This window comes from Rhodococcus yananensis, assembly GCF_020515525.1.
GTDB lineage: Bacteria > Actinomycetota > Actinomycetes > Mycobacteriales > Mycobacteriaceae > Rhodococcus > Rhodococcus yananensis.
In genome coordinates, this window is the sequence record NZ_JAIYEP010000107.1 from 1 (window position 1) to 10,808 (window position 10,808).

Below are 10,808 nucleotides of genomic sequence, written 5' to 3' on the forward strand. Positions count from 1 at the left end.
TCTGGTAGCGGGGGCTACCAGAAGTGCGCACGGGGTGGAAGGCACGATGTCCCCATGAGCACCTCCGCGACCGACCTGCGCGACGAAGCCGAACGCCTGCTCCGCGACCTCGCCGGACCGAATGCACGCCTCCGCGACGACCAGTGGACCGCGATCGAGGCGCTCGTGGTGCAGCGCCGACGCGCCCTCGTCGTGCAGCGCACCGGGTGGGGCAAGTCGGCGGTGTACTTCATCGCCGCGAAACTGCTGCGGGCGCACGGCCACGGGCCCACCGTCATCGTGTCGCCGCTCCTCGCACTCATGCGCAACCAGGTCGATTCCGCGGCACGGGCGGGCGTGCGCGCCGCGACCATCAATTCCGGAAACGTCACCGAGTGGGACGCGATCCACGCACGGATCGCCGACGGCACGGTCGACGTGCTGCTCGTGAGCCCCGAACGTCTCAACAATCCCGACTTCCGCGACCGGGTCCTGCCCGAGTTGGCCCGCGACGCCGGTCTCGTCGTCGTCGACGAGGCCCACTGCGTGTCCGACTGGGGGCACGACTTCCGTCCCGACTATCGCCGCATCCGCTCGCTCGTCGCGGAACTCGGCGACGGCATCCCCGTCCTCGCGACCACCGCCACCGCGAACGACCGTGTCGTCGCCGACGTCGCGACCCAACTCGGTGTCGGGGCCGGGCACACCGACACCCTCGTCCTGCGCGGCGGCCTCGACCGCCCGTCGCTGCACCTGTCGGTGGTCCGCATCGACGAGCCGGCCCGACGCGCCGCCTGGCTCGCCCACCACCTCCGCGAGCTACCCGGGTCCGGCATCGTGTATGCGCTGACGGTCTCGGCGGCGCACGATCTGGCGGCGCTGCTCGCCGACCACGGACACACGGTGGCCGCGTACACCGGACAGACGGACACCGCCGAACGCGAGCAGCTCGAGGCGGATCTGCTGGCCAACCGGGTCAAGGCGCTCGTCGCGACCTCCGCCCTGGGGATGGGATTCGACAAACCGGACCTCGGATTCGTCGTACATCTCGGTGCTCCGTCCTCCCCGATCTCCTACTACCAGCAGGTCGGACGCGCGGGCCGCTCCACCGACCGCGCCGAGGTGATCCTGCTCCCCGGCGCGGAGGATCGGCGGATCTGGAAGTGGTTCGCATCCGTGGCCTTCCCCGAGGAGTCACTCGTGCGCACGGTCGTCGACACCCTCGACCTCGAGCGCCCCCTGTCGACCCCCGCGCTCGAGCCCCGCGTCGACCTCAACCGCTCCCGCCTCGAGATGGTCCTCAAGGTCCTCGACGTCGACGGTGCCGTGCGCCGGGTCAAGGGCGGATGGATCGCCACCGGACACCCCTGGGTGTACGACGCGCAGCGGTATGCGCGACTCGAACAGGCGCGCGCCGCCGAGCAGGCGGCGATGCTCGAGTACGAGCGCACCGACACGTGCCGGATGCTGTTCCTGCGTCGCCAACTCGACGATCCTGAACTCACCCCGGACACACCCGGATGCGGCCGCTGCGACAACTGCACCGGTGTGCACCGCAGCACGACGGTCGATGACGCCGACGTCCGACGCACCCGGGAGCGACTGGAACGTCCGGGCACCGATCTGCTGCCCCGCAAGCAGTGGCCCACCGGAATGAAGACGCTCGGCGTCGACCTGGCCGGGCGGATCACCGACGGACCCGAACCCGGCCGCATCCTCGGGAGGCTCTCCGATCTGGGGTGGGGCCCGCGGCTCCGCGCACTGCTCGACGCACCGGACGGCGAAGCACCCGAGTCGCTGATCCGCGCCGCCGTCGCGGTCCTGGCGGCCTGGGACTGGACCGAACGCCCCACCGGGATCATGGCCGTCGACTCCCCCACCCATCCGATCCTGGTGACCTCGCTCACCCGGGAACTCGCCCGACTCGGACGCCTGACGGATCTCGGTGTGCTGCGCCACCGCCCGGGCCGCCCACCGGCCACCGCCGCGAATTCGGCGTACCGAGTAGCGGCACTGATCGATGCGTGGGTACCACCCGTTCTCGACGGACACCGGGGCCCGGTGCTGCTGATCGACGCGGTGACCGACACCGGGTGGACGATGACGATGGCGGCGCGCACACTCACCTCCGCGGGCGCGGAATCCGTCCTCCCGTTCGCGCTCGCGAGCCCGAAATAATCGTTCGGATCGCACCCGATGCTACACCGATGTGACAGGGATCACATCGACTGCCTCACCTGGGCAGAGTCGGGCAATTCGGAACAGAATCGGACGTCGGGGGTGAATTCGAACCTCGTCCTTGTTAGGTTCGAAGCACTTATGAGGCCCGTCATGGAAAGCAGTACCCCAACCCCCGAACCGGCTGAAGTGAGTTTCCGGGCTCCGCGGATCTCCGACGGACAAAGGTTGTGGCAGATCGCCCGCGATTCGCAGGTTCTCGATGTCAATTCCGGTTATTCGTACGTTTTGTGGTGTCGCGATTTCTCCGATACCTCGGTCGTCGCCGTCGACGAGACCGACCGCCCGGTAGGGTTCATCACCGGCTACCTGCGTCCGGAATCGCCGCAGACGCTGTTCGTGTGGCAGGTGGCCGTCGACGCTGATCAGCGCGGTGGCGGAATCGCCGGACGTATGCTCGACACGTTGCTCGACCGCCTGCGCCGATCCGGCGTCACCCGGCTCGAGACCACCGTGAGCCCCGACAACGCCGCGTCGATCGCGATGTTCACGGCACTGGCACGTCGCCGCGGGACCCACATCACCCGTTCGGACCTGTTCGCGCCGGACGATTTCCCCGATTCACATCAGGCAGAAGATCTTTACACGATCGGTGATTGACCCGGCCGTTTCCCGCCGGATTCACCGTCGCATTTCCACAGGAGGAGCAATAAAATGACCGTCCTGGATCACAAGCCCGAAACCTCTTTCGGCAACAATGTTTTCGAGCGCATCGAATCCGAGGTGCGCAGCTACAGCCGCGGGTGGCCCGCGGTGTTCGAGTCCGCATCCGGATCCTGGCTCCGCAGCGAGGACGGGAAGGACTACCTGGACTTCTTCGCCGGCGCCGGCGCCCTGAACTACGGCCACAACAACCCGGTCCTCAAGTCGGCCCTCGTCGACTACATCATGAGCAACGGCATCACCCACGGCCTCGACATGGAGACCGTCGCCAAGCGCAACCTCCTCGAGACGTTCGAGCGGGTGATCCTCAAGCCGCGCGGCCTCGACTACAAGGTGCAGTTCCCCGGCCCGACCGGCGCGAACACCGTGGAGTCCGCGCTGAAGCTGGCCCGCAAGGTCACCGGCCGCGAGTCCATCATCAACTTCACCAACGCCTTCCACGGGATGACGCTGGGCGCCCTGTCGGTGACCGGCAACTCGATGAAGCGCGCGGGCGCCGGCATCCCCCTGGTCCACGCCACCCCGATGCCGTTCGACAACTACTTCGACGGTGTCACCGAGGACTTCCAGTGGTTCTCGCGCGTCCTCGACGACTCCGGCAGCGGTCTGAACCGACCCGCCGCGGTGATCGTCGAGACCGTGCAGGGTGAGGGTGGTGTGAACGTCGCTCGCGCGGAATGGCTTCGGGCACTTGCCGACCTGTGCGCCGACCGCGAGATCCTCCTCATCGTCGACGATGTGCAGATGGGTTGCGGCCGCACCGGTGCGTTCTTCTCCTTCGAAGAGGCCGGGATCGTCCCCGACATCGTCACGCTCTCCAAGTCCATCGGCGGCTACGGACTCCCGCTCGCGCTCACCCTGTTCAAGCGCGAACTCGACGTGTGGTCGCCCGGCGAGCACAACGGCACCTTCCGCGGCAACAACCCTGCGTTCGTCACCGCGACCGCCGCGCTCGAGGAGTACTGGACCGACGATGCGCTCGAGCGTGGAACCCTGCGCAAGGGCGAGCGGATCCGTCAGACGTTCATGAATCTCGCGGACATGTTCGACGGCGTCTCCACCCGCGGCCGAGGCCTCGTCCAGGGCCTGGTGTTCGACGATCCGTCGGACGCCCAGAAGGTGTGCGGGCTGGCGTTCGAGCGCGGCCTGCTCGCCGAAACGTCCGGCCCCTCGGACGAAGTCGTCAAGCTGCTGCCGCCGCTGACCATCAGCGACGACGACCTCGAATTCGGCCTGAACATCCTCGCGGAAGCGACGGCCCAGGTCCGCGCCTGAGCGCGACGGCCCACAGATCCACCGGAAGGAATTCCCGCACACCATGATCGTCCGCACCACCGACGAGATCACCGACACCGAACGCGACGTCACCTCCGAGGACGGCCAGTGGCGCAGCAAGCGCATCGTCCTCGCCGGCGACAAGGTCGGCTTCTCGTTCCACGAGACCACCATCGAGGCCGGGACCGTCAACGAGTTCCACTACGCCAACCACATCGAGGCGGTGTGGCTCGTGGAGGGCGTGGGCAAGCTCCGCGACCTCGACAACGATGTCGTGTACGACCTGGCGCCGGGCACGATGTATCTGCTGAACGGACACGAGCGGCACCGGGTCGAGCCCGAGACGCGGATGCGCATGCTGTGCGTGTTCAATCCGCCCGTCACCGGCCGCGAGGTCCACGACGAGAACGGTGTGTACCCGCTGATCGTCGAGGAAACCGCCTGACGATTCCACCGGATGAGACGTGACCGATGCGGGGCGGACGCCTAGAGTCGGGGCCATGGCCCTGCAGCGTCCGCCCCGCATCGCGATCGGACCCGAACCCGACGCCACCTTCGGGCAGGCGGTCACCGCCGGTGGTGGTGTCGTGGTCCCCGTCGACACCGACCCCGACGCCCTCGTGTGGACGGCGATGCCCGAGGGATTCCCCGACGCACTCCCCGCATCCGTGCGTTGGGTGCAGATTCCGTCGGCGGGTGTCGAGCAGTGGCTCGCCCGCGGCATCGTCAAAGCGCATCCGCAGGTGCGGTGGACCTGCGGCGCGGGTGCGTACTCCGCCACCGTCGCCGAGCACGCGCTGACATTGCTCCTGGCCGGGGTTCGTGCGCTCCCCCAGCATCTCGCCGCGCGCGCGTGGACCCCCGAGGCGTTCTCGGGACACATCGGCACGCTCCGCGGTTCGACCGTCGCGATCATCGGCGCCGGCGGCGTCGGCCGCGCCCTGATCCCCATGCTGATGCCCTTCGGCGCGACCGCGCTCGCCGTCAACCGCAGCGGACGTCCCGTACCGGGTGCCGCAGAGACGATCCCCGTCGACAGGATCGACGAAATATGGCCTGTTGCAGACCATGTCGTGCTCGCCGCTCCTGCCACCGCAGCGACCGAGCACATGATCGGCGCCGACGAGTTCGCCGCCATGAAGCCGTCCTCCTGGCTGATCAACGTCGCGCGCGGCACCCTCGTCGACACCGACGCTCTCGTGGTCGCGCTGCGCGACGGGACGATCGCCGGTGCCGGACTCGACGTGGTCGATCCCGAGCCTCTCCCCGACGGGCATCCCCTGTGGTCACTGACGAACGCGATGATCACGCCGCACGATGCGAATCCGGCCACCGTGTGGGTTCCCGCCTACGCCGACCGGGTCACCGAGAACGTCACCCGGTTCGCCTCCGGCGTCGACCTCCTCGCGGAGATCGACATCGGCGCCGGCTACTGACGGCTCTGCCGCCGCACGATTCCCACCCGCCCGGCGATCGGGGCGACGACCGGTCGCGCGACCTCGGGGTCGCCCCACAGTGCGGTGAGGTCGGCCGCGAACTCGCGGAGGACGTCCGCCCGGCCGGCATCGCCGGCGCGGCGGACCGCCGACCACGTGGCGAGATACCCGAGCAACCGTCGCAGATCCCACCGCGCCGTGATCGCCATCGGCGGAATCGTCCGCTCGTCGAACGGAAAGCCCAGCTCGGCATAGCCGGACTCGACGAGAGCCCGCTCCGGCGTCCAGAACGGCCCGATCTCGTCGCGGTAGAAGCGGTCGAAGCGCTCCGTCAGGTCCGCTTCGAGTTCGATGAGGCCGTAGCTGATCAGTGCGATCACCGCGTCGTCCGTCGCGATCCTGCGCACCTCGGCGTAGAACGCGGGAAGGTCGAACCAGTGTGCCGCTTGGGCTGCGGTGATCAGCGCGGCGCTCCGGTCGGCGACCGGCACACGTTCAGCGGGCGCACACAGGTACCGGACCCGATCGTGTGGCGTCGCATGCGCGAGTTGGTCGGCACTCGGATCCACGCCGACGACCGCGTCGAAGTGCCCGGCGAGCTGCACCGTCAGCTGTCCGTTACCGCACCCCACGTCGACGGCGACGGCGGTGGACGGGGCGAGGGAGGTGAGGAAGGCTGCCAGCCGCGGCGGATAACCGGGACGGTACCGGGCGTAGTCCTTCCCGCCGTCCGCGAACCAGTTCGTGCCGGTCATGGACTCGACGGTACGCCGGTGGGCCTACCGTGGACGATGTGAACACCTCGAGCAACACACCGGCGGCGGCACTGCGGGAGTTCGTGGACGGACGCCGGGTCGCGGTCCTCACCGGTGCCGGGCTCTCGACCGATTCCGGGCTGCCCGACTACCGCGGTCCCGGTTCTCCCCCGCGCACCCCGATGACCTTCCAGCAGTTCGTCGGCGACCCGGAGTTCCGGCGCCGGTACTGGGCCCGCAACCACCTCGGATGGCGGCACATGGACGGGGCACGCCCCAATGCCGGTCATCGCGCGCTCGCGGCGCTGGAACGGGCCGGGACGGTGTCGGGGCTGATAACGCAGAACGTCGACCTGCTGCACACCAAGGCCGGCAGTCGGCACGTCATCGATCTGCACGGCACCTATGCACAGATCGTGTGCCTCGGCTGCGGCCGTCGACTGTCCCGGTTCACGTTGCACGAACGGCTGTCCGCGGCCAATCCCACCTTCGCGGCGGCCCACACCGTCACCGGACTCGAGGTGGCTCCCGACGCCGACGCGGTGGTGCGCGACACCGAGTCGTTCGTCGTGGTGGCCTGTGACCGGTGCGGCGGGATGCTCAAACCCGACATCGTGTACTTCGGCGAGATCGTCCCGCGGGCACGGGTCGACGCCGCCTACGCGTTGCTCGAGGCCTCGGATGCGTTGCTCGTGGCGGGGAGTTCGTTGACCGTCCAGTCCGGGTTGCGGTTCGTGCGCCGCGCCGTCGAACGTCGGCTGCCCGTGGCGATCGTGAATCGCGGTACGACCCGCGGTGACGACCACGCGAGCGTCCGCATCGACGCGGGTTGCTCGGAAACGCTGGTCGCGCTGACCTCGACGAACGCCACGATCCCGGCCTGAGCACACGGACGGTGGAGGTCGGCGACGACGGCGGCACGACGGGTTCTCAGAGGCGAACCAGGTCGTCGGCGTGGACGACGGGCCGCTGCAGATCCGGCGGCAGGAACTGTGTCGAGAATCCGATCATGAATTCCAGTTCGCTCGCATCGTAGGCCGCGACACCCCGCGCGACAGTACGGTCGTCGGGGCCGACGAGCGCGACCACGTCGCCGGCGTGGAACCCTCCGCTCATTCCCACGATTCCCGCCGCGAGCAACGATCGTCGGCGCTCGACCACCGCGCGCACGGCACCGGCGTCGAGGTGCAGCGTGCCGTGCGTGTCGGCGGCGTGCCGCACCCAGAATCGGCGTGCCGACATGCGGTCCGGCCGGGCCGCGAAGGCAGTCCCGACACCCGCGTCCCCCAGCGCAGTCGCCGCGTCGGACGCCGCCGCCAGCAACACGGGAACCCCGGAGTCCGCGGCCAGCCGTGCCGCGGAGAGCTTCGACGCCATCCCACCGGTACCCAGTGCCCCACCCGAGCCGGCAACGACACCGTCGAGGTCCTCCGGGCTACCGACCTCCGGTATCAGGGTGGCCGGACCCTTGCGGGGATCACCGTCGTAGAGTCCGTCCACATCCGAGAGCAGCACCAGCGCGTCGGCGCCGACGAGGTGCGAGACGAGCGCGGCGAGCCGGTCGTTGTCCCCGAAACGGAGTTCGACGGTGGCCACCGTGTCGTTCTCGTTGACGATCGGAACGGCATCGAGCGATCGCAACCGGTCGAGGGTGCGTTGGGCGTTGCGGTGCTGGGTACGGCGGGCGATGTCGTCGGCGGTCAGGAGCACCTGCCCGACCGTCCGGTCGTACCGGTGGAAGGACGTACCCCACGCGTGCGCGAGTTCGAGTTGGCCGACGCTCGCGGCCGCCTGCTTGGTGGCCAGGTCGCGCGGACGCGACGTCAAACCCAGCGGTGCCAGTCCTGCACCGACCGCACCGGAGGACACCACGACGACGGTGGAACCCGCCCGGATCCGGTTCTCGATCGCGTCGACGAGTCGATCGAGCCGGGCGCGGTCGAGCCCCCCCTCGAGGCTGGTGATCGCGGACGATCCGATCTTGACGACGATGCTGCGTGCGGAAGCGATGACCTCGCGGGTGTCGCTCACGGTTCTCCTCGGTGCGGGTTGATCAGAAATCGTCGTCGGTCGCGAGGCCGCGGCGAACCTTCTTGGCGTGCCGGCGTTCGGCCGCGCCGACGCGATCGGTCTGGTCGAGACGCGCGTCGGTGCCGCGTCCGGTGGGTGTGACATCCACACCCGCCGGTGTCTGCGGTTCCCACTGGAAGCTGACGTCACCGATCGTGACGTAGCAGCCGGGCTCGGCGCCCTGCTTGACGAGTTCGTCCTCGACGCCGAGCCGGGCGAGCCGGTCCGCGAGGTAGCCGACGGCCTCGTCGTTGTCGAACGCCGTCTGCCGCACCCAACGCTCGGGGCGGGTACCGCGCACGATGAAGCCGCCGGGCTCGTCGGGATCGGCGATGACGTCGAAGCCGGTCTCGTCGCGGGCGATCGGACGGATCACCGGGCGCGCCGGGGCGGCCGGTGGGTGGGCGGCGCGGTACTCCTCGACCATCTTCGCGAGCGCGAAGGTCAGGGGTCGCAGTCCGTCTCTGGAGACCGCCGAGATCGTGAACACGGGCCAACCGCGTGCCTCGAAATCGGGGGTGACGAACTCGGCGAGTTCGGCGGCGTCGGGGACGTCCGCCTTGTTGAGGATCACGATGCGGGGGCGCTGCGCGAGGTCACCGAGTCCGGTATCACCGGAGAGCGCCGGTTGGTATGCGGCGAGTTCGGCTTCGAGGGCGTCCACGTCGGAGATCGGATCGCGGCCGGGTTCGAGGGTCGCGCAGTCCACGACGTGCGCGAGCACCGCGCACCGCTCGAGATGCCGCAGGAAGTCCAATCCCAGACCGCGCCCCTCGCTGGCACCGGGGATCAGCCCGGGGACATCGGCGACGGTGAACGTGGTGTCACCGGACTGCACGACGCCGAGGTTGGGGACGAGGGTCGTGAACGGGTAGTCGGCGATCTTCGGTTTCGCGGCCGAGAGCACCGACACCAGCGACGACTTACCGGCGGACGGGAACCCGACGAGTCCCACGTCGGCGACGGACTTGAGCTCGAGGACCAGGTCGCGCTGTTCGCCTTCCTCGCCGAGCAGTGCGAAGCCGGGGGCCTTGCGGGCACGTGAGACGAGCGCGGCGTTGCCGAGTCCGCCGCGACCGCCCTGCGCGGCCACGTAACGGCTGCCGGAGCCCACGAGGTCCGCGAGCACCTCGCCGTTGCGGTCCAGCACGACCGTGCCGTCGGGCACCTTCAGGACGAGGTCGCCGCCGTTGGCTCCGTTGCGATTGGAACCGGCTCCCTGGCCGCCCTTCTCCGCCTGGGCGTGCTGGTGGAAGTGGAAGTCGAGAAGTGTGTGCACGCCCTCGTCGACCTCGAGAACGACGTCGCCGCCGTTACCGCCGTTGCCGCCGTCGGGACCACCGAGCGGCTTGAACTTCTCACGGTGGACGGAGGCACAGCCGTTACCGCCCTTGCCGGCGCTGACGTGCAGCACCACCCGGTCGATGAAGCGGGACATGGGTGGACCTCTCTCCGTGGATACGCTCTGGTGGTGAAAATGCAGTAGGGGCGGGACAGGGTGTGCGACCCTGGCCCGCCCCTACTGGGAGTATGTCGCGGGGAAGCCCCCGCGGTGTCCTGATCGGACGGCAGACTCAGGCGTCCACCGCGACCGGAACGATGTTGACGGTCTTGCGACCACGCTTGGTGCCGAACTCGACCGCACCGGAAGCGAGAGCGAACAGCGTGTCGTCGCCGCCACGTCCGACGTTCACGCCGGGGTGGAAGTGCGTGCCGCGCTGACGCACCAGGATCTCGCCGGCGTTGACCGACTGGCCACCGAAACGCTTGACGCCGAGTCGCTGGGCGTTCGAATCGCGACCGTTACGGGAGCTGGATGCACCCTTCTTGTGTGCCATGACGAACCCTCCTGGGGGTGAAGCTTAGCGTTCGAGTTACTTGATACCGGTGACCTTGACGACCGTCAGCTTCTGACGGTGTCCCTGGCGCTTGTGGTAGCCGGTCTTGTTCTTGAACTTGTGGATGCGGATCTTCGGGCCCTTGGTGTGCTCGACGATCTCAGCGGTGACCGAAACCTTCGCCAGCTTGTCGGCGTCGGTGGTCAGCTCGGCTCCGTCGACGACGAGGACCGGGGAAAGCGAGACAGCGGCGCCGGGCTCACCCTCGATCTTCTCGACCTTGACGAGATCGCCCTCAGCGACCTTGTACTGCTTACCGCCGGTCTTGACGATCGCGTACGTTGCCATCGGACGGCTACCCCTTGCTTCTTCGAACGTGCTCGCGTCACGGTGTGCGGCGCGACTGGTCTGGTGGTTGCTGACTCGGGCCCGCCGACTTCCTGTATCCAGGCGCGGCTGGGCATTATCGCCGAGTAGCGACTGTGCAAGATTACGGGAAGGTGACTGCCAGGGTCAAACCAGGGTGACGGGCGCCGGGCCGGCCGGAGCCGGCC

The 10,808-nt window shown here is 68.8% G+C and carries 11 protein-coding genes; 6 read left to right on the forward strand and 5 right to left on the reverse strand.

Annotated elements, in window-relative coordinates:
- Positions 1 to 54: 54 nt before the first annotated feature.
- The 5 genes from LDQ05_RS18035 to LDQ05_RS18055 all read left to right on the forward strand — a co-directional run bounded on the left by LDQ05_RS18035 (position 55) and on the right by LDQ05_RS18055 (position 5,591).
- Positions 55 to 2,157: a RecQ family ATP-dependent DNA helicase gene (locus LDQ05_RS18035; RefSeq protein WP_226438330.1), complete on the forward strand. Its 2,103-nt coding sequence runs from the start codon at positions 55 to 57 to the stop codon at positions 2,155 to 2,157.
- 141 nt (positions 2,158 to 2,298) lie between these two features.
- Positions 2,299 to 2,817 (forward strand): diaminobutyrate acetyltransferase, encoded by a 519-nt coding sequence (gene ectA / locus LDQ05_RS18040; protein WP_226438331.1) that lies wholly within the window; start codon positions 2,299 to 2,301, stop codon positions 2,815 to 2,817.
- A 54-nt stretch (positions 2,818 to 2,871) separates the two neighbouring features.
- Positions 2,872 to 4,155: a diaminobutyrate--2-oxoglutarate transaminase gene (gene ectB, locus LDQ05_RS18045; RefSeq protein WP_226438332.1), complete on the forward strand. Its 1,284-nt coding sequence runs from the start codon at positions 2,872 to 2,874 to the stop codon at positions 4,153 to 4,155.
- 43 nt (positions 4,156 to 4,198) lie between these two features.
- Positions 4,199 to 4,600, forward strand: coding sequence for an ectoine synthase (locus LDQ05_RS18050; RefSeq protein WP_226438333.1), 402 nt, complete (start codon positions 4,199 to 4,201; stop codon positions 4,598 to 4,600).
- 55 nt (positions 4,601 to 4,655) lie between these two features.
- Positions 4,656 to 5,591, forward strand: a complete 936-nt coding sequence (locus LDQ05_RS18055) for a D-isomer specific 2-hydroxyacid dehydrogenase family protein (RefSeq protein ID WP_226438334.1) — start codon at positions 4,656 to 4,658, stop codon at positions 5,589 to 5,591.
- Here LDQ05_RS18055 and LDQ05_RS18060 read toward each other — a convergent pair.
- Positions 5,585 to 6,346, reverse strand: a complete 762-nt coding sequence (locus tag LDQ05_RS18060) for a class I SAM-dependent methyltransferase (RefSeq protein ID WP_226438335.1) — start codon at positions 6,344 to 6,346, stop codon at positions 5,585 to 5,587. The genes LDQ05_RS18055 and LDQ05_RS18060 overlap by 7 nt on opposite strands.
- A 38-nt stretch (positions 6,347 to 6,384) precedes the next feature.
- On the opposite strand from LDQ05_RS18060, the gene LDQ05_RS18065 reads away from it, so the two are divergent.
- Positions 6,385 to 7,230, forward strand: coding sequence for an NAD-dependent protein deacetylase (locus LDQ05_RS18065; RefSeq protein WP_226438336.1), 846 nt, complete (start codon positions 6,385 to 6,387; stop codon positions 7,228 to 7,230).
- Positions 7,231 to 7,276: 46 nt separating this feature from the next.
- On the opposite strand, the gene proB is transcribed toward LDQ05_RS18065, so the two are convergent.
- From proB to rplU, 4 genes are all read right to left on the reverse strand, one after another.
- A complete protein-coding gene (gene proB / locus LDQ05_RS18070; protein ID WP_226438337.1) occupies positions 7,277 to 8,377 on the reverse strand; it encodes a glutamate 5-kinase in 1,101 nt (366 codons plus the stop codon).
- 22 nt (positions 8,378 to 8,399) lie between these two features.
- Positions 8,400 to 9,854, reverse strand: a complete 1,455-nt coding sequence (obgE, locus tag LDQ05_RS18075) for a GTPase ObgE (protein WP_226438338.1) — start codon at positions 9,852 to 9,854, stop codon at positions 8,400 to 8,402.
- Positions 9,855 to 9,990: 136 nt separating this feature from the next.
- Complete coding sequence (gene rpmA, locus LDQ05_RS18080) at positions 9,991 to 10,254, reverse strand: 50S ribosomal protein L27 (protein ID WP_226438339.1); 264 nt, start codon at positions 10,252 to 10,254, stop codon at positions 9,991 to 9,993.
- Positions 10,255 to 10,290: 36 nt separating this feature from the next.
- Positions 10,291 to 10,602, reverse strand: coding sequence for a 50S ribosomal protein L21 (gene rplU / locus LDQ05_RS18085; protein ID WP_226438340.1), 312 nt, complete (start codon positions 10,600 to 10,602; stop codon positions 10,291 to 10,293).
- Between the last annotated feature and the right edge of the window lie 206 nt (positions 10,603 to 10,808).